This is a genomic window from Pantoea sp. SYBGC1 (assembly GCF_057197005.1).
The window spans coordinates 240,955-266,232 of record NZ_JBXUNM010000004.1 but is presented as its reverse complement, the minus strand read 5'-3'; the positions used below and the strand labels follow the sequence as shown (position 1 = coordinate 266,232).

The window sequence follows — 25,278 nt, the reverse complement described above, 5'->3', positions numbered from 1 at the left end:
GAAGGAACAGCATGACAGATGTAACCGTAAAATCGCTGGCCGCCGAAATTCAGACCCCGGTCGATCGCCTGGTACAGCAATTTGCTGATGCGGGGATCCCTAAGTCTGAAAACGACGCGGTGTCCCAGCAAGAGAAAGAGACCTTACTGTCCCACCTGAACCGTGAGCACGGTCAAACCAGTTCAGGTAAACTGACGTTGCAGCGCAAAACGCGCAGCACCTTGAATATTCCGGGCACCGGGGGTAAAAGTAAATCGGTGCAAATTGAAGTTCGCAAAAAGCGCACATATGTGAAGGGTGATGCAGAGGCTGAGCAGCAGGCTCAGGCGGAAGCGGAAGCTGAGGCACAGCGCGTAGCGGAAGAGCAGGCGCGTCGCGAGGCGGAAGAACAAGCCCGTCGCGAGGCTGAATTAAAAGCGCAACGTGAAGCCGAAGATAAAGCCAGGCGCGAAGCCGCTGACAAGGCTAAGCGTGAAGCAGCGGAAAAAGATAAAGTGACAAACCAACCTACCGATGAAGTGACCAAGGCTGCGCAGTCTGATAAAGCCCGTCGCGAAGCTGAAGCGGCTGAACTGAAGCGTAAAGCTGAAGAGGAAGCCCGTCGTAAGCTCGAAGAGAGTGCACGCCGCGTAGCGGAAGAAGCACGCCGCCTGGCAGAAGAGAAAGGCGCTGAGTGGGACAAACCTGAGGAAGAAGATAAAGGTGACTATCACGTCACAACTTCAACTCATGCCCGTCAGGCAGAAGACGAAAACGATCGTCAGGTTGAAGCGGGTCGTGCACGTGCACGCACCACTGCTAAAGCCACGCGTCCTGCCAAAAAAGGCAACAAGCACTCCGAAGCTAAAACCGATCGTGAAGAAGCGCGTGCGCAGGTTCGCGGCGGTAAAGGCGGTAAGCATCGCAAACCTAGCGCACTGCAGCAGGGCTTTAACAAGCCAGCGCAGGCCGTTAACCGCGACGTGATTATCGGCGAAACCATCACCGTAGCTGAACTGGCGAACAAGATGGCAGTGAAAGGTTCACTGGTCATTAAAGCGATGATGAAGATGGGCGCAATGGCGACTATCAACCAGGTTATCGACCAGGAAACAGCACAGCTGGTCGCGGAAGAGATGGGTCATAAAGTGATCCTGCGCCGCGAGAACGAGCTGGAAGAAGCGGTAATGGACGATCGTGATACTGATGCAGCGCAGGAGAGCCGTGCGCCGGTCGTGACCATCATGGGTCACGTTGACCACGGTAAAACCTCCCTGCTGGATTACATCCGCTCAACGAAAGTCGCCTCTGGCGAAGCGGGTGGTATTACCCAGCATATCGGTGCCTATCACGTTGAAACCGAAAACGGCATGGTCACCTTCCTGGATACCCCGGGACACGCCGCGTTTACCGCTATGCGTGCTCGCGGTGCGCAGGCAACGGATATCGTTATCCTGGTCGTAGCTGCGGATGATGGCGTAATGCCACAGACCGTCGAAGCGATTCAACACGCAAAAGCGGCCGGCGTACCGGTTGTGGTTGCAGTGAACAAGTGCGATAAACCAGAAGCCGATCCGGATCGCGTGAAGAACGAGCTGACTCAGTACGGCATCATTCCGGAAGAGTGGGGCGGCGAAAACATGTTCGTCAACGTTTCTGCGAAAGCGGGTACCGGTATTGACGATCTGCTGAACGCCATTCTGCTGCAGGCGGAAGTGCTTGAGCTGACCGCTATTCGTGAAGGTATGGCGAGCGGTGTGGTTATCGAATCCTTCCTGGATAAAGGTCGTGGTCCGGTCGCTACCGTACTGGTACGTGAAGGTACGCTGAACAAAGGCGATATCGTACTGTGTGGCTTCGAGTATGGCCGCGTACGTGCGATGCGTGACGAACTGGGACGCGAAGTACAGGAAGCAGGCCCATCAATTCCGGTTGAGATCCTGGGTCTCTCTGGCGTGCCGGCAGCGGGTGATGAAGCGACCGTGGTCCGTGACGAGAAGAAAGCGCGTGAAGTTGCTCTCTATCGCCAGGGTAAATTCCGCGAAGTGAAACTGGCGCGTCAGCAGAAGTCGAAGCTGGAAAACATGTTTGCGAACATGACTGAAGGCGAAGTCTCTGAGCTGAACATCGTTCTGAAATCTGACGTACAGGGCTCGGTAGAAGCGATCTCCGATTCGCTGCTGAAACTCTCCACCGACGAAGTGAAGGTGAAGATTATCGGTTCTGGCGTGGGTGGTATCACCGAAACCGACGCTACGCTGGCGGCCGCTTCCAATGCGATCATCCTCGGCTTTAACGTCCGTGCTGACGCTTCTGCGCGTCGCGTGATTGATGCTGAAAACGTCGACCTGCGTTACTACTCCGTCATCTATAATCTGATTGACGAAGTAAAAGCTGCGATGAGCGGTATGCTGGCGCCGGAATTCAAACAGCAGATCATCGGTCTGGCCGAAGTACGTGATGTGTTTAAATCACCGAAATTTGGCGCGATCGCGGGCTGTATGGTTACCGAAGGCAACATCAAGCGTCACAACCCAATCCGTGTCCTGCGCGACAACGTGGTTATCTATGAAGGCGAGCTGGAATCCCTGCGTCGCTTCAAAGATGACGTCAACGAAGTGCGTAACGGCATGGAGTGTGGTATCGGTGTGAAGAACTACAACGACGTTCGCGTTGGCGATATGATCGAAGTGTTCGAAGTCATTGAAATTAAACGCACCATCGCATAATTCACTTATCGATGTACTGCAATTTGGGAGGCCACTGGCCTCCCGAATTATTTGGGAGATATCATTATGGCGAAAGAATTTGGTCGCCCGCAGCGGGTTTCTCAGGAGCTGCAAAAAGAGATCGCGATTATTCTGCAGCGTGAAATCAAAGATCCGCGTCTGGGTATGATGGTGACGGTCTCTGGCGTTGAAGTGTCGCGCGATCTGGCCTATGCCAAAGTATTTGTGACCTTCCTGAACGATCAGGATGAAGAAGCGGTAAAAAATGGTCTGAAAGCGCTGAAAGAGGCGTCAGGCTACATCCGTATTCTGCTGGGTAAAGCGATGCGTCTGCGCATTGTGCCGGAGCTGACCTTCTTCTATGACAACTCACTGATTGAAGGAATGCGCATGTCAAATCTGGTCTCTAACGTGATCAGAAACGATGCAGAACGGCGCGGTGAAACCCCGGCGGAAGATGACAAGGAGGACTGATGAGTCGTCCTCGTCGTCGCGGCCGCGACGTACACGGTGTCTTCCTGCTGGATAAGCATCAGGGCGCGTCGTCCAATGATGTGCTGCAAAAAGTTAAGCGCCTGTTTAATGCTAACAAAGCGGGTCATACCGGTGCGCTGGATCCCCTTGCCACTGGTATGCTGCCGATTTGTATGGGCGAGGCCACCAAGTTTTCGCAGTATCTGCTCGACTCTGATAAGCGCTATCGCGTTATCGCCCGGCTGGGCGAACGTACCGATACCTCAGACGCAGATGGCAACATTGTGGAAACCCGTCCGGTGACCTTCAGCCAGCCTGAGCTGGATGCGGCGCTGGAGAGTTTTTGCGGTGATACGATGCAGGTGCCGACCATGTTCTCGGCGCTGAAATATCAGGGTCGCAAGCTCTATGAGTATGCGCGCGAAGGCGTGACCGTGCCGCGTGAAGCCCGACCCATCACCGTATTTGAGCTGCAGTTTATTCGCTATGAAGGTGATGAGCTGGAGCTGGAGATCCACGTCTCCAAAGGCACCTATATTCGTACCATCATCGACGATCTGGGTGAGAGGCTGGGCTGTGGCGCGCATGTCATTATGCTGCGTCGCCTGCAGGTCGCACGCTACCCGATTGCACGAATGATGACGCTGGAGCAGCTGCAGGCGGTGGCAGCAGAAGCCACCGCAGCTGAAACGCCTGACTACAGCGCGCTTGATGCGCTGCTGCTGCCAATGGACAGCCCGGCGGAAGATTTTCCGGTGGTCAATCTGCCCGTTACGGTTGCCGCCAGCTTTAAGCAGGGTATGCCGGTCCAGGCGGCGGATACGCCGGCAGCAGGTCTGGTAAGGGTCACGGAAGGTGAGGCACAAAAATTCATCGGCATGGCTGAAATCGCCGCCGATGGACGGGTAGCGCCACGCCGGCTGGTGGTGGAGTTTCCTGGCTAACCGTGCTGCTCATCTTTGCTGCAACAGCGCATTTGCGTTGCCTGCGGGCGCGGAGTAGAATAGCGCGGCTTTAAAAGCGGGCTGCTGAATTAGAGATCGGCACCCATACATTCATTTTTTTACTGGAGTTTATTATGTCTCTAAGCGTAGAAGCTAAAGCAGAGATCGTTGCTAAATATGGTCGTGGCGCTAACGACAGCGGTTCAACTGAAGTTCAGGTTGCTCTGCTGACTGCTCAGATTAACCACCTGCAGGGTCACTTCTCTGAGCACAAGAAAGACCACCACAGCCGTCGCGGTCTGCTGCGCATGGTATCCCAGCGTCGTAAGCTGCTGGACTACCTGAAGCGTAAAGACGTTGCTCGCTACACCAGCCTGATCGAGAGCCTGGGTCTGCGTCGCTAAGTCTGAAGAATCTGATCGGGGGTGTAGCGCATGCACTATGCAAAAAAACGCATCTGACGATCAGATTTGTGCGAGTTTCGCGAAAAGGGGGCCTTTAAGGCCCCTTTTTTCGAGCAATCCGCAGCAATCCAGACCAAACTCATGTATTGTTGCTGAGTGTGATCTTTGTTTGCAGAGGTTCGCGCGGCTAATGAGAGGCTTTGCCGCAGGGGCGGTTGAGGGTTGTCATTAGTCGCGAGGATGCGACAAAGATCGGTTATCACTGGCGAGCCGCAATGGCTCTGCCCTGAATTTAAGGATGTTAATTTTGCTGAATCCGATCGTACGCAAATTCCAATATGGTCAGCATACCGTCACGCTGGAAACCGGCATGATGGCACGTCAGGCTACCGCGGCTGTTATGGTAAGCATGGATGACACAGCGGTATTTGTAACCGTTGTTGGCCAGAAGAAAGCGAAACCAGGCCAGGACTTTTTCCCGCTGACCGTTAACTATCAGGAGCGTACCTACGCTGCTGGTCGTATCCCGGGCAGCTTCTTCCGTCGCGAAGGCCGTCCAAGTGAAGGCGAAACCCTGATTGCGCGTCTGATTGACCGCCCGGTGCGCCCGCTGTTCCCGGAAGGCTTCGTTAACGAAGTGCAGGTTATCGCCACTGTCGTTTCTGTTAACCCTCAGGTCAACCCGGACATCGTGGCAATGATTGGCGCCTCTGCTGCGCTGTCACTGTCTGGTATTCCGTTCAACGGCCCAATCGGTTCTGCTCGCGTTGGTTACATCAACGACCAGTATGTGCTGAACCCGACCGCAGATGAGATCAAACAGTCACGTCTGGATCTGGTGGTTGCCGGTACCCAGAACGCGGTACTGATGGTTGAATCTGAAGCCGATATCCTGACTGAAGAGCAGATGCTCGGCGCCGTGGTATTTGGCCACGACCAGCAGCAGGTTGTTATCGAAAACATCAACGCGCTGGTTGCCGAAGCGGGCAAACCGCGCTGGGACTGGAAGCCAGAAGCGACTAACGATGCACTGATTGCACGTGTTGCCGCGCTGGCTGAAGCGCGCATCGCTGATGCTTACCGCATCACCGATAAGCAGGAGCGTTACGCACAGGTTGGCGTGATCAAAGATGAGACGATCGCTGCCCTGCTGGCTGAAGATGCTGCGCTGGATGATGCAGAAATCGGCGATATCGTGCATAGCCTGGAAAAGAATGTGGTTCGTACCCGCATTCTGAGCGGCGAACCGCGTATCGATGGTCGCGAAAAAGATATGATCCGTGGTCTGGACGTCCGTACTGGCGTACTGCCACGTACGCACGGCTCTGCGCTGTTCACCCGTGGTGAAACGCAGGCGCTGGTTGCTGCCACGCTGGGTACCGCACGCGATGCGCAGAACCTGGATGAGCTGATGGGCGAGCGTACCGACAGCTTCCTGTTCCACTACAACTTCCCTCCATACTCAGTGGGCGAAACCGGCATGGTTGGCTCACCGAAGCGTCGTGAAATTGGTCACGGTCGCCTGGCGAAGCGCGGCGTGCTGGCAGTTATGCCTAAGCAGGAAGAGTTCCCGTACACCGTACGCGTTGTATCAGAAATCACTGAATCAAACGGTTCTTCTTCTATGGCTTCCGTTTGCGGTGCTTCACTGGCACTGATGGACGCAGGCGTACCGATCAAAGCAGCCGTTGCCGGTATTGCTATGGGTCTGGTGAAGGAAGATGAGAAGTTTGTCGTGCTGTCTGACATCCTGGGCGATGAAGATCACCTCGGCGATATGGACTTCAAAGTAGCAGGTAGCCGTGAGGGTATTACCGCGCTGCAGATGGACATCAAAATCGAAGGCATCACCCGCGAAATCATGCAGGTTGCGCTGAACCAGGCTAAAGGTGCGCGTCTGCATATCCTGAGCGTCATGGAACAGGCTATCAGCACGCCGCGTCAGGAAATCTCTGAGTTCGCACCGCGTATTTACACCATCAAGATCAGCTCTGACAAGATCAAAGATGTGATTGGTAAAGGCGGCTCGGTAATCCGTGCGCTGACCGAAGAGACCGGCACTACCATTGAAATCGAAGATGACGGCACTGTAAAAATCGCTGCGACCGACGGTCAGAAAGCGAAAGAAGCAATCCGTCGTATCGAAGAGATCACCGCTGAGATCGAAGTGGGCCGCATCTACTCCGGTAAAGTTACCCGTATCGTTGATTTCGGTGCGTTCGTGGCTATCGGTGGCGGTAAAGAAGGTCTGGTTCATATTTCTCAGATCGCCGATAAGCGCGTAGAGAAAGTGACCGATTACCTGCAGATGGGTCAGGAAGTACCGGTTAAGGTGATGGAAGTTGACCGTCAGGGCCGCGTACGTCTGAGCATCAAAGAGGCAACTGAGCAGAAGCCGGCAGAAGCTGCTGCTGCTGTGGACGCTTCTGACGCTGAATAAGCGTGTCCTGATTAGCCCCTTTCTGCCCGGCAGAAAGGGGTGTTTGTATACTCTGGTAGCGTCAACTCACGGTCGCTGTGCCGATAAGTTGACACTGCCAGGGTATCATCGCGAGGGCGGGAACCCTTGTGCATAGCAGGCGGATGACAGGATGGTTATCCCAATGTTTGTATCGGGAGTGGGAAATGAAGCCTTTTTTGCGCTGGTGTATTGTTGCGACAGCTATTTCGCTGGCAGGATGCAGCAACTCCAATTGGCGTAAGAACGAAGTTCTGGCAGTACCTTTGCAGCCCACACTGCAGCAAGAGGTCATTCTGGCGCGAATGGAACAAATTCTTGCCAGTCGGGCCCTGACCGACGATGAACGCGCACAGCTGTTATATGAGCGCGGAGTGTTGTATGATAGTTTGGGTCTGAGGGCACTGGCGCGGAACGATTTCTCGCAAGCGCTGTCTATAAGACCAGATATGCCAGAAGTGTTTAACTATCTTGGTATATACTTAACGCAGGCTGGCAACTTTGATGCCGCCTACGAAGCGTTTGATTCTGTACTTGAGCTTGATCCAACTTACAATTATGCGCATTTAAACCGCGGTATCGCTCTCTACTACGGTGGTCGATACAGGTTAGCGCAAGATGATCTGCTGGCGTTTTATCAAGACGATCCTAACGATCCGTTCCGCAGCCTCTGGCTCTATCTCACTGAAAGCGAGATAGATAAAGACCAGGCTAAAGTAGCGCTGAAACAGCGTTATGACAAAGCGGCTAAGGACCAATGGGGATGGAATATTGTCGAGTTCTACCTGGGCGACATCAGTGAAAAAACATTGATGGAACGTCTCAAGGCGGACGCAACGGATAACACCTCGCTCGCTGAACATCTCAGTGAAACCAACTTCTATTTAGGTAAGTACTACCTAAGTCTGGGGGAGAAGGATGACGCGAAAGCGTTGTTCAAACTGGCGGTGTCTAACAACGTTAACAACTTTGTTGAACACCGATACGCATTGTTGGAACTGGCGCAACTTGGCCAGACACAAGACGATTTATCAGAATCTGACCAGCAATAGCTGACGAACTTTTATTGCCTGTTGTACCTGTAAAGTCATCATCTCCAGAGGTGAGGGCTTTTCTGTTCGTCAAAACTTCTAATTTGAGCCGGTTCACACTTTTTGATGAAAATGACTGAAAATTTTCACGACGAGTTATGTAGACTGGCCGCCGCAATCTAAGAGGCACGTGTACTACATGACTGATATTCAAACCACTTTTGCTGATCTGGGCCTGAACGCCGACATCCTCGAATCTCTGAACGGTATGGGCTACGTTAAGCCTTCCCCAATCCAGGCTGAGTGTATTCCTCACCTGCTGGCGGGCCGCGATGTTCTGGGTATGGCGCAGACCGGTAGTGGTAAAACCGCGGCGTTCTCACTGCCGCTGTTAAACAACGTTGATCCTTCTGTCCGCGCACCACAGATCCTGGTGCTGGCACCGACCCGCGAACTGGCGGTGCAGGTGGCTGAAGCAATGACAGAATTCTCTAAACATATGCGTAACGTCAACGTCGTGGCCCTGTATGGCGGCCAGCGTTATGACGTACAGCTGCGCGCCCTGCGTCAGGGACCACAGATTGTTGTGGGTACCCCGGGCCGCCTGCTGGACCACCTGAAGCGTGGTACTCTGGACCTCTCTAACCTGCGTGGTCTGGTTCTGGACGAAGCTGATGAAATGCTGCGTATGGGCTTCATCGAAGACGTTGAAACCATCATGGCGCAGATCCCGGAAGGTCATCAGACCGCACTGTTCTCTGCAACTATGCCAGAAGCGATTCGTCGTATTACCAAACGCTTCATGAAAGATCCGCAGGAAGTGCGTATCCAGTCAAGCGTGACCACGCGCCCGGATATTTCACAGTCTTACTGGACCGCTTACGGCCGTAAAACTGAAGCGCTGGTGCGTTTCCTGGAAGCAGAAGACTTCGATGCAGCCATCATTTTCGTGCGTACCAAAAACGCAACGCTGGAAGTGGCTGAAGCATTAGAGCGCAGTGGCTACAACAGTGCCGCGCTGAACGGCGACATGAACCAGGCACTGCGTGAGCAGACGCTGGAGCGCCTGAAAGATGGCCGTCTTGATATCCTGATTGCAACCGACGTTGCGGCGCGCGGTCTGGACGTTGAGCGTATCAGCCTGGTTGTTAACTACGATATCCCGATGGATGCGGAGTCTTATGTTCACCGTATCGGCCGTACCGGTCGTGCGGGCCGCGCTGGCCGTGCGCTGCTGTTCGTTGAGAACCGCGAGCGTCGTCTGCTGCGTAACATTGAACGCACCATGAAGCTGACTATTCCGGAAGTAGAGCTGCCAAACGCAGAGCTGCTGGGTGAGCGTCGTCTGGCTAAATTCGCAGCAAAAGTACAGCAGCAGCTGGAAAGCAGCGATCTGGATCAGTATCGCGCGCTGCTGAGCAAAATGCAGCCGGAAGAAGAGCTGGATATCGAAACGCTGGCGGCTGCCCTGCTGAAAATGGCTCAGGGTGAACGTCCACTGATCGTGCCAGCTGACGCACCGCGTCCGCAGCGTCGCGAGTTCCGCGATCGTGATGACCGTGCCGATCGTCCGCGTCGTGACCGCGACAGCCGTGACGGCGATCGTCCACGTCGTGAGCGTCGTGAGCGTCGTGACGTTGGCGACATGCAGCTCTATCGCATTGAAGTGGGCCGCGATGACGGCGTTGAAGTTCGCCACATTGTGGGTGCTATCGCTAACGAAGGCGATATCAGCAGCCGCTACATTGGTAACATCAAGCTGTTTGGCACGCACTCCACCATCGAACTGCCAAAAGGCATGCCGGGTGAAGTTCTGCAGCACTTCACGCGCACGCGTATTCTGAACAAGCCGATGAATATGCAGCTGCTGGGTGATGCACAGCCACACGAGCGTACTGAGCGCCGCAGCGGCGGTCGTGATTTCGGTGGCGAGCGTCGCAGCAGCGCACCGCGTGGTGATGCACCACGTGGCGAAGGCGCACCGCGTCGCTTCTCCGAGCGTCGTGAAGGTGGCCGCGAAGGCGGACGCTTTAGCCGTGAAGCGGGCCGTGGCCCACGTCGCGATGAAAGTACTTCACGTCGTCGTGATGCCTGATAGCTAAACATTAAGCAATAAAAAGGGACGCCGCATGGCGTCCCTTTTTTTATCTCTTTTACTCAACCGCTACAGCGTGCCAGCAGCTTCCATCGCCAGCGCAAACGAGCGCAGCCGCGCTTTGGGATCGAAGATCTGACCATTGACCATGATCTCATCCGCCTGCGTTTCACGCTGCAACGCTGCCAGACCGTGACGCACCTTTTCGCTGTCACCCACAATCGACATGCTCAGCGCCTGCTGCACGCCATACTGCTCTGACGGCGACCAGAGGCTATCCATATTTTCCACCGGCGCAGGCAGCGGACCCGGTTTACCGCGGCGCAGGTTGATAAACTGCTGCTGCATGGAGGTAAACAGGAAGCGCGCGTCGCGCTCACTCTCTGCCGCCACGATATTCACACAGACCATAGCGTATGGCTTAGCCAGGCGCGCCGAAGGCTGGAACTTCTCCCGATACAGATGCAGCGCCTGCAGCAGCAGATCCGGGGCGAAGTGCGAGGCGAAGGCAAACGGCAGGCCGAGCTTCGCCGCCAGCTGAGCGCTGTAAAGGCTTGAGCCGAGCAGCCACACCGGAATTTTCAGGCCGAGGCCCGGTACCGGCTGTACCGGATGATGCTCACCTTCTTCAGCATCAAACCAGCGCAGCAGCTCAGCAACATCTTCCGGGAAGCTGTCGGCCTGGGCGCTGGAGAGATGACGACGCAGCGCCATCATCGTGCGCTGGTCAGAACCCGGGGCACGGCCCAGCCCGAGATCGATGCGACCAGGGTAGAGCGACTCCAGGGTGCCGAACTGCTCGGCAATCACCAACGGCGCATGGTTAGGCAGCATAATCCCGCCGGATCCAAGCCGCAGGGTTTCGGTATTTGCCGCGAGATACCCGATCAGCACCGAGGTCGCCGCGCTGGCAATACCGGTCATGTTGTGATGCTCAGCGAGCCAGTAGCGGTGGAAACCCAGCGCTTCCGCCTGACGCGCCAGCGCCAGTGAATGGTGAAAGGCGTCGCGTGCAGACGCGCCTTGCGGAATAGGGGCCAGATCCAGCACGGACAGGCGAACAGGTTTTTTCTCAGACATGAGTACTCCAGCAAATGATGGCGCAGGCGTTGAGCAGCCTGCTGCCATAAGTATTACGCAACATTACCCATATTAAAACTGCTATTAAGGGGAGTGATATAGCCGGATTGTGCCTTTATTAACCATTTTTCCGGAAGGCAGACTCCTGCCGCTGCGCCTTTTTCCTGACGCGTAATAGCAGCCTTGTTGATCTCAGCAGGGAGCACTGCGCCACAGAGATGACATAATTGATAGCCTGTTATAAATATGCAGAGCCACACCGTTCGCGACCGTACGCCGCCGGTTAGGGGAAAAAGTCTGCTGATTAGGCGTATATTACGGTCAAAGCGGGTGCGGAGATGGAAAAAACTCTTTTGCAACAACTCTTAAACGCGCAATTTCGTCATGTTTTCGCTGAAGGTGAGTTAGACTTTCTGCAAGGGCGCGGCCTGGGCGATCGGATGGCTGCGAGTCAGTTTTGCCGCATCGCCACGCTGCAGGAGGCGTCTGACCGTTTCACGCGACGCCGAAGCAGATGCCGGGTTTCGCGGCGAAGCCAACGACTTGCTGCTGGTAGCTGCTCGGGCTAAGGCAGAAGGGAAACAGAAGGCGCAGGCTTATGCGTCACGCACGGGGATGCCATGTTAATTCGTACTGAGATTGGCGTTGATGCTGCCGGCATCGACAGCCTGCTAAAACGCAGTTTTGCGACCACAGCTGAAGCTGAACGGGTACAGCAGCTGCGCGAAGATGGATTGCTCACGCTGGGCGTGGTGGCGACCGATGATGAGGGTCAGGTGCTGGGCTATGCTGCTTTCAGTCCGGTAACGCTGCAGGGTGAAGATCGTAACTGGGTGGCGCTGGCTCCGCTGGCCGTTGACAGTTCGGTGCGCGGGCAGGGCCTGGCAAAGCAGCTGGTTTATGAGGGGCTCGATTCTCTGAATGAATTCAGCTACAGCGCGGTTGTGGTGCTGGGCGATCCCGCATTTTACCAGCCGCTGGGCTTCGAGCCGGCGGCTCATCACGGGCTGCACTGCCGCTGGCCCGACAGCGATGCGACATTTCAGATTTATAAGCTGGCAGACGATGCGTTCAGCGGCGCAGAAGGGTTAGTGGTATTTGCTGCGCCGTTCAACCACGCTGAGTAAACCAGGTGGTCAGACACGCCGGCTGCTGCGCTATCAGCAGCAGTTTGTGGGTACGGGCGAGTTGCTTAACCTGATACTCCAGGCGTGAAGCCGCAGCGCGGTCACCGGCAGGGCAGTGAAACATCAGCGTCAGCGGTCCTTTGCCGCGCAGCGAGCGGGCGCCGCGTCCCTGCTGATGCTGCAGCAGCCGGCGCGCCACATCGGTGGTAATTCCGGTATAGATCATCCCGGCAGCGGTTTGCAGCATATAAAGCTGCCAGTTCTGTTCCATTTCTCAGACCTCAAAACAAAGCACCAGCAGTGTAACGTGCCGCCGCGTTCACGGCTATGTGCAGGGAGCGACCTTTGTCCGATCTGTCTCATTTACTGCGCTACCTGAAGAAACAGCATGTGCTTTCGCTTTGTGCCAGCGCACCGGAAGAGCTGTGGTGCGCTAATTGCTACTATTTGTTTGATGAAGCACAGATGGCATTCTGGCTGATGAGCGACACCGCCACGCGTCACGGCACCATGATGCTGCATAACCCGCAGGTCGCAGGCACCATCAATGGCCAGCCGAAAAGTGTTCAGCTGCTTAAAGGCGTCCAGTATCGCGGACATATCCGGCTAAGTGAGGATGCGCAGGCGTTAAGCGCCTATCAGCGCCGTTTTCCGGTCGCAAAAAAAGTTACCGCACCCCTCTGGCAGCTCACGATAGATGAGCTGAAGATGACGGATAACACACTGGGTTTTGGCAAGAAAATCATCTGGCAGCGTATCGCATCATAAATACACCAGGGGCGCATGAATGCACCAGGGGCGCATGAATGCGCCCCCTACAATTGTAGGGGCGGCATTTATGCCGCCCTGGGTCAGGTATCGTGTAACTGTAGGGGCGGCATTCATGCCGCCCAGGGTCAGGTATATCGCATACACCAGGGGCGGCATAAATGCCGCCCCTGGGTGAGATGTATCGTGCCGCCCTGGATACTGCGGGCGGCCGGAATATTATGATGCGCTCAGGATGCGCAGCGATTCGCGGTTAAATGCCGGCAGATCTTCCGGGGTGCGGCTGGTGACCAGCTTGTCATCATCCACAACCACTTCTTTATCGTAAAAATCGGCACCCGCGTTACGCAGATCGATCGCAATCGCTTTCACACAGGTCATCTTGCGGCCGCGCACGCCGTTGGCGCTGATCAGCAGCTGCGGACCATGGCAAATAGCGAAAATCGGTTTGCCGCTGGCAACAAACTCTTTGGTGAAATTGACAAAGCGATCGTCACCGCGCAGTGCGTCGGGGGAGTGGCCGCCCGGCAGCAGCAGTGCATCAAATTCTGCTGCACTGACGTGATCGATATCTTTATCAATCTTCACTTCCGCTTTGCCCTGTTTACCTTTTACCGTTTTTCCTGCCTGCATCTCAATGGTGACCACTTCATGGCCCGCCTGGGTGTAAGCATCCGCTGGTGAGGTAAATTCAGAATCCTCAAAATCATCGGTGATCAGAACCGCTATTTTCTTGCCCATCTTCTCTTCTCCATGTGGTTCACGAACACAGGGTTCGTTGCATGAGTGACCTGACAAGTCTGGACGCTATTGGGTGAAACGCAAGCCCGACGGCGTAATGTCTTCCGCGGGCGGTGGCTGGCGTAACCACCAGATCTTTTGATTACGACTGCCGCGCCACTGCAGCCGTGCATCCTTTTCAGCCTCAACAAAGCGGCCATCAATCAGCACATCGATAGCGTCGAGTATCACCCGCTGAGCGGCAGAAAGCTCAGCCAGCTCATAGCCGGTCCAGAGCCAGATATCTTTACCGGGGCAGTCACGCCGCACGCGACGCACCAGCCGGCGAATATGCGGTACGTTGTGCGGATGCAGCGGATCGCCCCCGCTGAGCGATAAGCCCTGACGCGGTACGCGGGTATCGCTGAGATCGGCAATCAGCTGTTCTTCCATCTGCAGCGTAAAGGGTGTGCCCGTGTCGGTGCGCCAGGTGCGCGGGTTATAGCAGCCCCGGCACCGATGCTCGCACCCCGCGACAAACAGCGTGCAGCGCGTGCCCGGTCCGTTCACCACGTCAATGTCATAATAGCCATGGATACGCATCATTTCGGCAGCCTGCCACTCATGTGCTTCACGCGTCGCTGCACCTCCTGCTGTTTACCGGCATTGAAGGGACGGGCGTCCGGGCTGCCAAGATAACCGCAGACGCGGCGCGTGACGGAAACCCGGGCGGGGTCGCGATTGCCGCAGGCGGGACAGGTAAAGCCTTTGCTGGTGCAGCTGAACTCGCCGCTGAAGCCGCAGGCGTAGCACTCATCGATCGGCGTATTGGTGCCGTAATAGGGCACGCGGTGATAGCTGTAGTCCCAGACGTCTTCCAGCGCTTTTAGATTGTGCTGCAGGCTGGGATATTCGCCGTAACAGATAAAGCCGCCGCTGCTGATCGCCGGATAGGGCGCTTCAAAATCAATTTTGTCGTACGGATTCACCTTCTTCTCTACATCGAGGTGGAAGCTGTTGGTGTAGTAGCCTTTATCTGTCACGCCCGGAACCACACCAAATTCCGCTGCATCGAGGCGACAGAAGCGATCGCACAGGTTTTCGCTCGGCGTGCTGTAGAGGCTAAAGCCGTAGCCGCTCTCCGCTTTCCACGCGCTGGCCGCCGCGCGCAGGCGGGAAACAATCGCCACGCCTTTTGCCTGCAGCGCGGGCGAATCGTAAGGGTGCTGCGCATTACCGCTCAGCGCATTCAGCGTCTCATGCAGACCAATAAAGCCAAGCGAAACCGACGCGCGTCCGTTGCGGAACAGAACGCCAATCTCTTCATCCGCCTGCAGCCGTATGCCGCATGCCCCCTCCATGTAAAGAATCGGCGCCACGCGCGCTTTGGTGCGTTCAAGACGCGCGATACGCGTCATCAGGGCCTGCTTTGTCAGCGCCAGCCGCTTATCGAGCAGTTGCCAGAAGCGAGCGTCATCTCCCTGCGCCTCCAGCGCAATGCGCGGCAGATTGATCGTCACCACGCCGAGGTTGCAGCGCCCGTCATGAACCGGTTCTCCCTGCATGTCATAGCGGTCGAGAAAGCTGCGGCAGCCCATCGGCGTTTTAAATGAGCCGGTCACCGCCACAACCTGATCATAATTGAGGATATCGGGATACATACGTTTAGCGGCGCAGCGCAGCGCCAGCTGTTTAATATCGTAATTTATGTCGCCCGGTCGACGGTTAATCCCTTCGCGGATGGCAAAAACCAGCTTGGGAAATACCGCCGTTTTATGGTTTTTACCCAGCCCGGCGATGCGGTTGTGCAGAATCGCCCGCTGGATCATGCGCGCAGCTTCGCAGGTGCCAAGCCCGAAGCCAAAGGTCACAAACGGGGTCTGGCCGTTGGCGGTGTGCAGCGTATTAACTTCATATTCCAGCGACTGAAACGCGTCAAAGCACTCTTTTTCAGTGCGTTCCCGGGCATACTCCTCCGCGCGGGCGATCTGCCACGCCGCTGCGACCTGCCGATGCTTCGCCATGCTTAATTCCACAAACGGCGCCAGCACTTCATCAATGCGGTTAAGCGTCGTGCCGCCATAAATATGGCTGGCGACCTGCGCGATGATCTGCGCGGTGACGGCGGTGGCGGTGGCGATCGATTTCGGCGGCTCGATCTCCGCATTGCCCATTTTGAAGCCCCGGGTCAGCATGCCGCGCAGGTCGACCAGCATGCAGTTGAACATCGGGAAAAAGGGGGCGTAATCGAGATCGTGATAGTGGATCTCGCCGCGCTCATGCGCCTCAGCCACCGCACGCGGCAGCAGATGCTGCTGCGCATAATGTTTTGCCACGATGCCCGCCAGCAGGTCGCGCTGGGTCGGGATGACGTTACTGTCTTTGTTCGCATTCTCATGCAGCAGCGCGGTGTCGGTCTGCTCCACCAGCCCCCTGATCGCGTGATGAAGCCGGCTGCGCTGCTCGCGCGCCCGATCCCGGTCGTGGCGATACTCAATCCATGCGCGCGCCACCGCCGGTTTACCGGCATGCATCAGCGCCTCTTCCGCCGCCAGCTGGATCTCATGGATATCGACTTCCGCGCGCGCGGCCAGCTGCTGACCAATCTGCTCAGCCAGCGCCCGGCACCAGGCGGGATCGTACTGCGCCACTGCCTCTGCCGCCGCCGCAATGGCCTGTTCAATACGCTGTATATCAAAGGGGACTCTGCAGCCGTCGCGTTTTATAACCGTCGTCGCCATTCACCACTCCTGAGCTATATATAGATATTTCAGGTAGTGTAATGACTATATGTTGTGTCCGGGGCGGGATTAATTGCGTATGGCTTGATATGCCGCAAGGAAGTGGTGAGTCCCCCCTCCCGGTCGGGAGAGGGGCAGGGGATCAGCGACGTATGGCGATCGCTTCAATCTCAATTTTGACATCTTTAGGCAGGCGGGCGACCTCCACGCAGGAGCGTGCCGGGAAGCTGGCCTGATGCTCAGTAAAAAACGCCTCGTAAGTAGCGTTAACCGTGGCGAAGTCGTTGAGATCTTTGACAAAGACCGTGGTTTTGACAATGTCGCCAACCTGCAGACCGGCTGCTTCAACAATCGCCTTTACATTCTCCAGCGACTGGCGCGCCTGGGCTGCCACGTCATCGGCGACCGCGCCGGTTGCCGGATCGACCGGGATCTGTCCGGAGGTGATAATCATGCTGCCGAGATCCACGCCCTGCACATAGGGACCGATAGCGGCGGGAGCCTGTTCCGTACTGATTTCGCGAGACATCGTTTCTCCTCAGAAGTGCGCGGCCAGCGGGACGCCCGCCGCGTAAGCAAGGGTTCCCATTATAGGGAGCGGTCAGATGATTACCAGTGACCCAGCACCACATGGCGGGCAAACGACTTCTCACAATATTTACACTGCAGGTGGATATCATCTTCACGCTGCTTTACCGCAAAGCTGGAAAAAACCGGCTCGCTGCGGCTGATACAGTTGCTGTTCGGGCAGGTCAGCACCTGCTCAATGCGCGCCGGCAGCGTTGGGGTAATTTTGGCGACTACCTCATACTCTTCGATACGGTTTACCGTGGCGTGCGGCGCGTAAAACGCCAGCTGATTGATCTGATCCTCAGTAAGAAAAGTGTTCTCGATTTTGATCAGATCTTTACGTCCCATCTCGCCGGAAGGAAGGTTAAGGCCGATGGTAATGCGCTGATCGGTTTCCGTCAGGCGGAACAGCGACAGCAGCGTAAATCCCGTCTGGGCGGGAATATGATCGATTACCGTGCCGCGTTTAATCGCTTCTACCTGCAGTTTATTATCCTGGGTCATGATCGTCGGCTCCTTAGTCTGTCAGTTCGCTATTCAGTACCAGCGCCAGAAGCGCCTGGCGGGCAAAAATGCCGTTACCTGCCTGCTGGAAATACCAGGCGTGGGGCGTGCTGTCGACGTCGGTGGCGATCTCATCCACGCGCGGCAGCGGATGCAGCACCTTCATATTGCCGCGCGCGCCGTGCAGATCGGCGGCGCGCAGAATGAACTGTGCCTTAACGTTGGCGTACTCTGACGGATCGAGACGCTCTTTCTGAACACGTGTCATATAAAGAATGTCGAGTTCAGGCAGCACCTCTTCAATGCTGTCATGCCGCGTCCAGACGATGTTCTGTTCATCCAGCATATCGGTGATATAGGCAGGCATGGCGAGCGCAGACGGGGCGATAAAGTAGAAACGGTTGCCGGTGAATTTCGCCAGCGCCTGCGTAAGCGAATGCACGGTGCGGCCATATTTCAGATCGCCGACCATCGCGACGCTGAGATTATCCAGCCGCCCCTGCGTTTCACGAATGGTAAAGAGATCGAGCAGGGTTTGCGTCGGGTGCTGATTCGCACCATCGCCGGCGTTGAGGATCGGTACGCCGCCGGAAAATTCCGTGGCCAGACGCGCCGCACCCTCCTGCGGATGGCGCATCACGATAGCGTCAACGTAGGTGCCGATGACGGAAATGGTGTCGGCCAGCGTTTCGCCTTTTTTGCCCAGCGAGGTATTACCGCCGTCGGCGAACCCGACCACCGATGCGCCCAGGCGATGCATCGCCGTCTCAAACGAGAGGCGGGTCCGGGTAGAGGCTTCGAAAAAACAGCTGGCAATCACATTATGCTTCAGCAGCTCAGGCTGCGGCTGCGCCTTAAGCCGGGCAGCGGTGTGCAGCACCAGCTCCAGTTCATCGCGATTGAAATCGTTGATGGAAATGATGTGTTTGCGATATAGCGGGTTAGCCATAGCTTTCTCCTCAATGCTGCCGGATAGCGGACAAAAAAAAGCCCCTTTACAGGGGCTTTATTACGATCGGTGAATAGCGGAAAGAAACAGCGGTGCCGCCTGCGTTCAGGCGGACGGGAGCGGCAAAATGTGGCTGGCGCTGTGGCATATTTCCTCCGGCAAATTGTGGCGCATTATACGCATTCGCGGGCGGGCAGCAAGCGCTAAGTAAACGTTTGCCTGGCGTTAATCAGCGCTGAGCCAGCGTAGCCACCATCACCGCTTTGATGGTGTGCATGCGATTTTCCGCCTGATCGAATACGACGCTGTGCGCCGACTCAAATACCTCGTCGCTGACTTCCATTCCCTCTTCCAGCCCGTACTGCGCCGCCAGCTGCTGGCCCAGCGTGGTTTTGTCATCGTGAAAAGCGGGCAGGCAGTGCAGAAACTTCACCTGCGGATTACCGGTCAGCGCCAGCATCGCGCTGTTAACCTGATAGGGGCGCAGCAGAGCGATACGCTCTTCCCACACCGATTTCGCCTCGCCCATTGAGACCCAGACGTCAGTATAGATAAAGTCTGCGCCCTGTACGCCTTCGGCGATATTCTCCGTCAGCGTAATTTTGCCGCCGGTTTGCGCCGCCGCGGCCCGGCACGTCTCTACCAGCCCGCTTTCCGGCCAGCACGCCTCAGGCGCTACCAGACGCAAATCGAGCCCCGTCAGCGCGGCGGCCTCCAGCATGCTGTTGCCCATGTTATTGCGCGCGTCGCCCACATACACCAGCGTCATGTCGCTCAGCGCTTTGCCCGGCAGCTGCTCCTGCATCGTAAGCAGATCGGCCAGCAGCTGCGTAGGGTGAAACTCATCGGTCAGACCGTTCCACACCGGCACACCGGCGTGTTCAGCCAGGGTTTCCACCAATGCCTGACCATAGCCGCGATACTGAATACCGTCATAGAAGCGTCCCAGCACCCGGGCGGTGTCTTTCATCGACTCTTTATGACCAATCTGACTGCCGCCTGGCCCGAGATAGGTCACGTTTGCACCCTGATCGTAAGCGGCAACTTCGAAAGAGCATCGGGTACGGGTCGAGTCTTTTTCGAAGATGAGCGCAATATTTTTGCCGGTAAGGTAGCGCGGTTCACTGCCGCTTTTTTTGGCCTGCTTCAATTCAGCGGCCAGCGACAGCAGGCTGGCGATCTCTGCCGGAGTAAAATCCAGCAACCGCAGGAAATGTTTCGAATATAACTGGCTCATGCTTTGCTCCGTAAGCTGCTTAATAATGAATTAAAATTCAATTTAATGGTATGAATATTCATTTTCAAGCCCGGCGCAAATAAACTTTCTGTTTTGTGTAGTGGCGCGCGAGGCAGTATGGGAAAATAATTGCATTCACTGCCACCATTTTGAGGACTCACCCATGGCATACGAAGCATTGCTGGAAGAACAGCGCGAAGAGACGCGTCTGATCATCGAAGAGCTGCTGGATGACGGAAGCGATCCGGACGCGCTCTACACCATTGAACATCATCTCTCCTGCAACAACTTCGACTCGCTGGAAAAAGCGGCAGTTGATGCGTTTAAGCTGGGCTATGAAGTCACCGAGCCGGAAGAGCTGGAGCTGGAAGATGGCACCACGGTAATGTGTGTGGATATCCTCAGCGAATCCGCGCTGAAACCTGAACTGATCGATGCGCAGGTTGAGCAGCTGGTGAACCTGGTGGGCAAATATAACGTCGATTATGACGGCTGGGGCACCTACTTCGAAGATCCCAACGCGGAAGATGACGAAGACGAAGATGAAGAGATGGATGATGACGGCGAGGATAACGGCGTCCGTCACTGATCGTACCGGGCGGCGCACGCTGCCCGTTTTACTTACCTGCCCGTAAAGACCACCGATGAATTACGCCCCGCTATTAGCACCTATTCACCAGTTCCTGCACTGCCGCACACCTGAGGCGTGGATCGCAGAGGCGCGCAAGCCGGAAAACCTCACGCTGTTGCTGACCGATCACATGGTATGTGAGCTGAAAGCGGCGCAGACCGCCGTATGGCTGATCCGTAAATATGTGGCGGATAAACCGAGCGGCGAGGCGATTCTGGCGTGGCTCGAACCTTATGAGGCGTTTGTCTTTGGCGAAGCGCACAGCAGCGACTTCATCAATGCGCATAAAAACCTGACCAAAAGCGTTATCGTGCGCAACGAACTGCCGTGGGCGGATGAGATGGTGGAGAAGATGGTGCTGCTAATCAAAGAGGAACTGCACCACTTTTATCAGGTATGGGAGATCATGCAGGCGCGCGGTCTGATTTACCGCAAAATCACCGCCAGCCGCTACGCAAAAGGGCTGCTGCGGGAGGTCACCACCCATGAGCCCGATACGCTGGTGGATAAACTGATTTGCGGCGCCTATATTGAAGCGCGCTCCTGCGAACGGTTTGCCAGCCTGGCACCACATCTGGATGCGCAGCTGGAGAAGTTCTATATCTCGCTGCTGCGTTCAGAAGCGCGTCACTATCAGGACTACCTGGCGCTGGCAGCGCAGATCTCACCGCGCGATATTACACCGCGCGTGCAGGCGATCGGCGCAGCGGAAGCGCGCCTGATCGGCGAGCCGGATACGGAACTGCGCTTTCACAGCGGCGTGCCCGCATTCTGAGTGCGGGCATTTACGCCAGCATTTTAAGCATCCGCACTTCGCAATCCACGTGACCGGTACAGCCCATGGCGCGGTCAATGTGCGTAAATCCCAGCGCTTCATAAAGCGCAATCGCCCGCGTCAGGCTGGCGGTGGTCTCCAGATAGCAGCGGCGGAACCCCTGCGCCTGCGCAAACGCCAGCGCGCGCAGCGCCAGTTCACGCGCCAGACCGAGCCCGCGCACCTGCGGCAGAAAATACATCTTCTGGAGTTCGCAGATATCAGGCGCGCTGCACGCCAGCGGCGCAATGCCGCCGCCGCCCACGACGCTGCCTTCCAGCTCCACGATCCAGTAGGCGCTACCTGGGACGCTGTAGAGTTCAAACAGGCTATCAAGCTGAGGATCGGCGACGGTATAGCCTTTATCCGCGGTCAGGCCAAACTCGGCTGACACCGTGCGGATCACCTGTGCAATCGGCAGGTTGTCCGCGGCGCAGATCGGGCGGACCTGCAGATTCAGTGAGGTGAGGGTGCTCATGGCAGAATTCCGGTGATAAAAAAGCCGGGCAGAGCCCGGCTTCGGTTAACGAACAGGTCTTAAGCGATTACAATGCCGCAATCACGCCCTGCTGTTCAATCAGTTTTGCTTTTGACTGCTCCATCTCCGCCACGCGCTCGCGCTCTTTCGCGACCACCGCTTCCGGAGCGCGCGACACAAAGCCTTCGTTCGCCAGCTTGGTCTGGATCTTCTCAATCTCAACATCCAGCTTCAGCAGCTCTTTTGCCAGACGCTCCAGCTCCGCCTCTTTGTTGACCAGATCGGCCATCGGGATCAGCAGCTCTGCGCCCTCGACGATCTTGGTCACAGAGACCGGGCCTTTGTCGCCCGCCGGCAGGATCGTCAGGCTCGCGAGACGCGCCAGACGGGAGAGGAAGTTGCGGTTCTCTTCCACGCGACGCTGTGCATCAGCGGAGCAGTCGCGCAGCAGCACATCCAGCGGCTTGCTCGGCGCAATGTTCATCTCAGCACGAATATTACGCACTGCCACAATCGCCTGCTTCATCCACTCGATATCAGCCTGCGCTGCTGCATCCTCATTCGCCACCTCATACTGCGGGAACGGCTGCAGCATAATGGTGTCGTGATCGATGTTTTTCAGCACTTTTACGCGCTGCCAGATAGTTTCCGTAATAAACGGAATAATCGGGTGTGCCAGACGCAGCAGGGCTTCCAGCACCGTTACCAGCGTGTTGCGCGTGCCGCGCAGCTCCGCTTCGCTGCCGCTGTTCATCACCGGCTTGGTCAGCTCCAGATACCAGTCGCAGAACTGGTTCCAGGTGAAGTCATACAGAATATTGGCCGCGATATCGAAGCGATAGCTGTCCAGCGCCTCACGGTACGCTTTCACCGTGCGGTTAAACTCGCTCAGGATCCAGCGATCCGCCAGCGACAGCTTCAATTCGCCACCCTGCTGGCCGCAATCCTGCTCTTCGGTATTCATCAGCACAAAGCGGCTGGCGTTCCACAGCTTATTACAGAAGTTGCGATAGCCTTCAAGACGCTTCATATCCCAGTTGATATCGCGCCCGGTTGAGGCCAGCGCGGCCAGCGTAAAGCGCAGGGCGTCAGTGCCTGAGGGCACGATGCCTTCCGGGAACTGCTTCTCGGTACGCTTGCGGATTTTTTCCGCCAGCTGCGGCTGCATCATGTTGCCGGTACGTTTCTCCAGCAGCGCTTCCAGCGAAATCCCATCAACCATATCGAGCGGATCGATGACGTTGCCTTTCGACTTCGACATCTTCTGTCCCTCTTCATCGCGGATCAGACCGGTCATATAGACGGTCTTAAACGGCACCTGCGGCTTGCCGTTTTCATCTTTGATAAAGTGCATGGTCAGCATGATCATGCGCGCGATCCAGAAGAAGATAATGTCGAAGCCGCTCACCAGCACGCTGGTCGGGTGGAAGGTGCGCAGCGCTTCGGTGTTCTCTGGCCAGCCAAGGGTAGAGAAGGTCCACAGGCCGGAGGAGAACCAGGTGTCCAGCACGTCATCATCCTGACGCAGCGCCACGTCTGCAGCCAGGTTATTTTCCTGACGCACTTCTTCTTCAGTGCGGCCGACATAGACGTTGCCGTCGTTGTCATACCACGCCGGAATGCGATGACCCCACCAGAGCTGGCGTGAAATACACCAGTCCTGAATATCGCGCATCCAGGAGAAGTACATATTTTCATACTGCTTCGGTACAAACTGGATATCGCCGTTCTCTACCGCTTCTACCGCAACTTTCGCCAGCGGGGCGGTACGCACGTACCACTGATCGGTCAGCATCGGCTCAATCACCACGCCGCCGCGATCGCCGTACGGCACCGTCAGGTCGTGTGGCTTGATCTCATCCAGCAGGCCCGCTTCATCCACGGCAGCGACAATCGCTTTACGCGCGGCAAAGCGCTCCATACCCTGAAACGCCGCCGGGATTTCATCGGAGCAGGCGGAGCTCGCTTCACCGTTGGTATCGAACACCTCGGCACGGCTGCGGATATCGCCGTCAAAGGTCAGAATGTTGATCATCGGCAGCTTGTGACGACGACCCACTTCATAGTCGTTGAAATCGTGCGCCGGGGTGATCTTCACGCAGCCGGTGCCTTTTTCCATATCGGCGTGCTCATCACCCACGATCGGAATGCGACGATCCACCAGCGGCAGGATCAGCTCTTTGCCGATCAGATCTTTATAGCGTGGATCTTCCGGATTGACGGCAACGCCGGTATCGCCCAGCAGGGTTTCCGGACGGGTGGTGGCGACAACCAGATAATCTTTGCCGTCTGCCGTGGTCGCGCCATCCGCCAGCGGATAGCGGATATGCCACATCGAGCCTTTGCTTTCGCGGTTTTCTACTTCCAGATCGGAGATAGCGGTGCGCAGTTTAGGGTCCCAGTTTACCAGGCGTTTGCCACGGTAGATCAGGTTCTCTTTATAGAGGCGCACAAAGACTTCTTTCACCGCATTTGAGAGGCCGTCATCCATGGTGAAGCGCTCGCGCTCCCAGTCCACAGAGTTGCCGAGGCGGCGCATCTGGCGGGTAATGGTGCCGCCTGATTCCGCTTTCCACTCCCAGATTTTATCGATAAAGGCGTCACGACCATAATCCTGGCGCGTTTTTCCCTCTTCGGCGGCGATCTTACGCTCCACAACCATCTGCGTTGCGATACCGGCATGGTCAGTGCCCGCCTGCCACAGGGTATTTTTACCCTGCATGCGCTGGTAGCGGATCATGGTATCCATAATGGTCTGCTGGAAGGCGTGACCCATATGCAAGCTGCCGGTGACGTTCGGCGGCGGGATCATGATGCAAAAGCTTTCCTGGCTGGTGTCGCCATTAGGTTTAAAGTAGCCCTGCTGTTCCCAGTGCTCGTAGAGCGGCTGCTCGATATCTTGCGGGTTATATGTCTTGTCCATTTCTGCTATGTCGTTTGCGGCGGGGGGGGTGGCGCCGTTTTCAGTTGGAAACCAACGCTGCGATAGGCTTTATAGCGATCGCGCGCCGGTTGTTTCAGGGATTCTTCATACGGTACGAAGTCTATCACTTCATGGAAAGCGGTGGCAAAATCTGCGAATGCCGGCAGCAGGCTGATCAGCAAATCGCGCGGCGCACTGCTGCGGCGCTGCGGCCAGGCAAGCTCTACCGGCGCACCGTAGCGCGGGCCTTCACCTGCCAGATTATGCGGCACAAAGGCGTTAGCCGGGCGCTGCCACAGCGCTTCATCAAGCCGGTTCGCCTGCGCTTCGCTTTCACAGGCGATCAGGATACGTTTGCCTTCACGCCAGCGGGTAGCAGCCAGATCGCACACCAGCGCTTCAATAGCGCTAAGGCCATCACTGGCGCTTTCTGACTCTAAAACATAGAAGGTGGCGTTTTTCATGGCGGGCTCAATTCCATCAGTAACAACAGAGAGCATTGTGCGTCAGCGCGCGGCGTGCGTCCAACATTAAGGCCGATATCAGCAGCAGGAATGTTGTTGATGGCGTCATCACGGGAAAAAACGCCGCCGTAGGGGGCGCATTTATGCGCCCCTGGTCA

General features: G+C 56.4%; 24 protein-coding genes and 1 pseudogene. 13 read left to right on the top strand and 12 right to left on the bottom strand.

Annotation, left to right across the window (positions count from 1 at the left end):
• Positions 1 to 11: 11 nt before the first annotated feature.
• The 8 genes from infB to AC2CF9_RS10210 all read left to right on the top strand — a co-directional run bounded on the left by infB (position 12) and on the right by AC2CF9_RS10210 (position 10,114).
• Positions 12 to 2,708, top strand: a complete 2,697-nt coding sequence (gene infB / locus AC2CF9_RS10245) for a translation initiation factor IF-2 (protein WP_150018268.1) — start codon at positions 12 to 14, stop codon at positions 2,706 to 2,708.
• Positions 2,709 to 2,774: 66 nt separating this feature from the next.
• Positions 2,775 to 3,182 (top strand): 30S ribosome-binding factor RbfA, encoded by a 408-nt coding sequence (rbfA, locus tag AC2CF9_RS10240; protein ID WP_039382283.1) that lies wholly within the window; start codon positions 2,775 to 2,777, stop codon positions 3,180 to 3,182.
• The gene (gene truB / locus AC2CF9_RS10235) at positions 3,182 to 4,126 is read left to right on the top strand and encodes a tRNA pseudouridine(55) synthase TruB (protein WP_484556895.1); all 945 of its coding nucleotides are present in this window, start codon (positions 3,182 to 3,184) and stop codon (positions 4,124 to 4,126) included. Before rbfA ends, truB begins: the two co-directional genes overlap by 1 nt.
• A 134-nt stretch (positions 4,127 to 4,260) precedes the next feature.
• Positions 4,261 to 4,530 (top strand): 30S ribosomal protein S15, encoded by a 270-nt coding sequence (rpsO, locus tag AC2CF9_RS10230; protein WP_010615981.1) that lies wholly within the window; start codon positions 4,261 to 4,263, stop codon positions 4,528 to 4,530.
• Positions 4,531 to 4,837: 307 nt separating this feature from the next.
• Positions 4,838 to 6,970 (top strand): polyribonucleotide nucleotidyltransferase, encoded by a 2,133-nt coding sequence (pnp, locus tag AC2CF9_RS10225; RefSeq protein ID WP_039382288.1) that lies wholly within the window; start codon positions 4,838 to 4,840, stop codon positions 6,968 to 6,970.
• A 185-nt stretch (positions 6,971 to 7,155) separates the two neighbouring features.
• Positions 7,156 to 8,040 carry a lipoprotein NlpI gene (gene nlpI / locus AC2CF9_RS10220; RefSeq protein WP_039382290.1) on the top strand — a complete coding sequence of 295 codons (885 nt, stop codon included), beginning with the start codon at positions 7,156 to 7,158 and terminating at the stop codon, positions 8,038 to 8,040.
• A gap of 105 nt (positions 8,041 to 8,145) precedes the next feature.
• The gene (gene yrbN / locus AC2CF9_RS10215) at positions 8,146 to 8,202 is read left to right on the top strand and encodes a protein YrbN (RefSeq protein WP_100229640.1); all 57 of its coding nucleotides are present in this window, start codon (positions 8,146 to 8,148) and stop codon (positions 8,200 to 8,202) included.
• 16 nt (positions 8,203 to 8,218) lie between these two features.
• Positions 8,219 to 10,114: a DEAD/DEAH family ATP-dependent RNA helicase gene (locus tag AC2CF9_RS10210; RefSeq protein WP_484556894.1), complete on the top strand. Its 1,896-nt coding sequence runs from the start codon at positions 8,219 to 8,221 to the stop codon at positions 10,112 to 10,114.
• Between the two features lie 69 nt (positions 10,115 to 10,183).
• On the opposite strand, the gene AC2CF9_RS10205 is transcribed toward AC2CF9_RS10210, so the two are convergent.
• Positions 10,184 to 11,194, bottom strand: a complete 1,011-nt coding sequence (locus AC2CF9_RS10205) for a luciferase-like monooxygenase (protein WP_039382294.1) — start codon at positions 11,192 to 11,194, stop codon at positions 10,184 to 10,186.
• A 338-nt stretch (positions 11,195 to 11,532) separates the two neighbouring features.
• On the opposite strand from AC2CF9_RS10205, the pseudogene AC2CF9_RS10200 reads away from it, so the two are divergent.
• Together AC2CF9_RS10200 and AC2CF9_RS10195 are read left to right on the top strand one after the other, a co-directional pair.
• A pseudogene (locus tag AC2CF9_RS10200) lies at positions 11,533 to 11,758 on the top strand (ubiquinone anaerobic biosynthesis accessory factor UbiT); the annotation flags it as partial.
• 56 nt (positions 11,759 to 11,814) lie between these two features.
• On the top strand, positions 11,815 to 12,321 hold the full coding sequence (locus AC2CF9_RS10195; RefSeq protein ID WP_150018271.1) for a GNAT family N-acetyltransferase: 507 nt from the start codon (positions 11,815 to 11,817) through the stop codon (positions 12,319 to 12,321).
• On the opposite strand, the gene AC2CF9_RS10190 is transcribed toward AC2CF9_RS10195, so the two are convergent.
• Positions 12,305 to 12,592 (bottom strand): GIY-YIG nuclease family protein, encoded by a 288-nt coding sequence (locus tag AC2CF9_RS10190; protein ID WP_039382299.1) that lies wholly within the window; start codon positions 12,590 to 12,592, stop codon positions 12,305 to 12,307. The genes AC2CF9_RS10195 and AC2CF9_RS10190 overlap by 17 nt on opposite strands.
• Before the next feature lie 74 nt (positions 12,593 to 12,666).
• Here AC2CF9_RS10190 and AC2CF9_RS10185 point away from each other — a divergent pair, with 74 nt between their 5' ends.
• Positions 12,667 to 13,089 (top strand): YhbP family protein, encoded by a 423-nt coding sequence (locus AC2CF9_RS10185; RefSeq protein WP_484556893.1) that lies wholly within the window; start codon positions 12,667 to 12,669, stop codon positions 13,087 to 13,089.
• A 219-nt stretch (positions 13,090 to 13,308) separates the two neighbouring features.
• On the opposite strand, the gene AC2CF9_RS10180 is transcribed toward AC2CF9_RS10185, so the two are convergent.
• The 7 genes from AC2CF9_RS10180 to argF form a co-directional block, all read right to left on the bottom strand.
• Entirely contained in the window at positions 13,309 to 13,830 is a 522-nt protein-coding gene (locus AC2CF9_RS10180) for a type 1 glutamine amidotransferase domain-containing protein (RefSeq protein WP_039382303.1), read from the bottom strand.
• A 66-nt stretch (positions 13,831 to 13,896) separates the two neighbouring features.
• Positions 13,897 to 14,415, bottom strand: a complete 519-nt coding sequence (nrdG, locus tag AC2CF9_RS10175; RefSeq protein WP_150018817.1) for an anaerobic ribonucleoside-triphosphate reductase-activating protein — start codon at positions 14,413 to 14,415, stop codon at positions 13,897 to 13,899.
• Positions 14,412 to 16,550 carry an anaerobic ribonucleoside-triphosphate reductase gene (nrdD, locus tag AC2CF9_RS10170; protein ID WP_484556892.1) on the bottom strand — a complete coding sequence of 713 codons (2,139 nt, stop codon included), beginning with the start codon at positions 16,548 to 16,550 and terminating at the stop codon, positions 14,412 to 14,414. Before nrdD ends, nrdG begins: the two co-directional genes overlap by 4 nt.
• Positions 16,551 to 16,692: 142 nt before the next feature.
• Positions 16,693 to 17,079: a 2-iminobutanoate/2-iminopropanoate deaminase gene (gene ridA, locus AC2CF9_RS10165; RefSeq protein WP_484556891.1), complete on the bottom strand. Its 387-nt coding sequence runs from the start codon at positions 17,077 to 17,079 to the stop codon at positions 16,693 to 16,695.
• Positions 17,080 to 17,159: 80 nt separating this feature from the next.
• On the bottom strand, positions 17,160 to 17,624 hold the full coding sequence (gene pyrI, locus AC2CF9_RS10160; protein ID WP_094110682.1) for an aspartate carbamoyltransferase regulatory subunit: 465 nt from the start codon (positions 17,622 to 17,624) through the stop codon (positions 17,160 to 17,162).
• Between the two features lie 13 nt (positions 17,625 to 17,637).
• The gene (pyrB, locus tag AC2CF9_RS10155) at positions 17,638 to 18,573 is read right to left on the bottom strand and encodes an aspartate carbamoyltransferase (protein WP_484556890.1); all 936 of its coding nucleotides are present in this window, start codon (positions 18,571 to 18,573) and stop codon (positions 17,638 to 17,640) included.
• A 229-nt stretch (positions 18,574 to 18,802) separates the two neighbouring features.
• The gene (gene argF / locus AC2CF9_RS10150) at positions 18,803 to 19,810 is read right to left on the bottom strand and encodes an ornithine carbamoyltransferase (RefSeq protein WP_150018813.1); all 1,008 of its coding nucleotides are present in this window, start codon (positions 19,808 to 19,810) and stop codon (positions 18,803 to 18,805) included.
• 163 nt (positions 19,811 to 19,973) lie between these two features.
• On the opposite strand from argF, the gene rraB reads away from it, so the two are divergent.
• Both rraB and miaE read left to right on the top strand, forming a co-directional pair.
• On the top strand, positions 19,974 to 20,399 hold the full coding sequence (rraB, locus tag AC2CF9_RS10145; RefSeq protein ID WP_039382316.1) for a ribonuclease E inhibitor RraB: 426 nt from the start codon (positions 19,974 to 19,976) through the stop codon (positions 20,397 to 20,399).
• A gap of 55 nt (positions 20,400 to 20,454) precedes the next feature.
• Positions 20,455 to 21,216: a tRNA isopentenyl-2-thiomethyl-A-37 hydroxylase MiaE gene (gene miaE, locus AC2CF9_RS10140; protein ID WP_039382319.1), complete on the top strand. Its 762-nt coding sequence runs from the start codon at positions 20,455 to 20,457 to the stop codon at positions 21,214 to 21,216.
• A gap of 10 nt (positions 21,217 to 21,226) precedes the next feature.
• Here miaE and AC2CF9_RS10135 read toward each other — a convergent pair whose 3' ends face one another.
• The 3 genes from AC2CF9_RS10135 to AC2CF9_RS10125 form a co-directional block, all read right to left on the bottom strand.
• Complete coding sequence (locus AC2CF9_RS10135) at positions 21,227 to 21,733, bottom strand: GNAT family N-acetyltransferase (protein ID WP_484556889.1); 507 nt, start codon at positions 21,731 to 21,733, stop codon at positions 21,227 to 21,229.
• 67 nt (positions 21,734 to 21,800) lie between these two features.
• Complete coding sequence (locus AC2CF9_RS10130) at positions 21,801 to 24,656, bottom strand: valine--tRNA ligase (RefSeq protein WP_484556888.1); 2,856 nt, start codon at positions 24,654 to 24,656, stop codon at positions 21,801 to 21,803.
• Between the two features lie 5 nt (positions 24,657 to 24,661).
• Positions 24,662 to 25,120 (bottom strand): DNA polymerase III subunit chi, encoded by a 459-nt coding sequence (locus AC2CF9_RS10125; RefSeq protein ID WP_039382327.1) that lies wholly within the window; start codon positions 25,118 to 25,120, stop codon positions 24,662 to 24,664.
• Positions 25,121 to 25,278 lie beyond the last annotated feature (158 nt).